Genomic DNA, 523 nt, shown 5'->3' with positions numbered 1-523 from the left:
ATTTGGTTCTGTTGCAAAGTAAAAAATATAGCTAACCACTAATATATCATGTCAATGTTCGCTTAACTTGCTAGCATGATGCTAATTTCGTGGCATGGGGAAAATCCGTAGATCTGAAGAGACCTACGGTTCTTTTTATATAGAGCGTAAATACATTCAATACCTTTTAAAGTATTCTTTGCCGTATTGATACTTTGATATCTTGTCTTTCTTACTTTAATATGACGGTGATCTTGCTCAATGAGATTATTCAGATATTTCGATGTACAATGACAGTCAGGTTTAAGTTTAAAAGCTTTAATTACTTTAGCCATTGCTACCTTCGTTGAAGGCGCCTGATCTGTAATTACCTTTTGAGGTTTACCAAATTGTTTAATGAGACGTTTGATAAACGCATATGCTGAATGATTATCTCGTTGCTTACGCAACCAAATATCTAATGTATGTCCCTCTGTATCAATTGCACGATATAAATAGCTCCATTTTCCTTTTATTTTGATGTACGTCTCATCAATACGCAATT

Annotated in this window: 1 protein-coding gene; it reads right to left on the bottom strand. The window is 33.8% G+C overall.

Features of this window, described 5'->3' with window-relative positions; genetic code table 11:
* Positions 1 to 62: 62 nt before the first annotated feature.
* Positions 63 to 523 (bottom strand): IS6-like element IS257 family transposase (locus AC3A84_RS04820; RefSeq protein ID WP_487968514.1); only part of this gene is annotated, 461 nt, incomplete at its 5' end.

The sequence above is a fragment of the Paracidovorax sp. genome (assembly GCF_057642795.1).
Note: the sequence above shows the minus strand (reverse complement) of the source record. Positions and strands in the feature narration are given on the sequence as shown.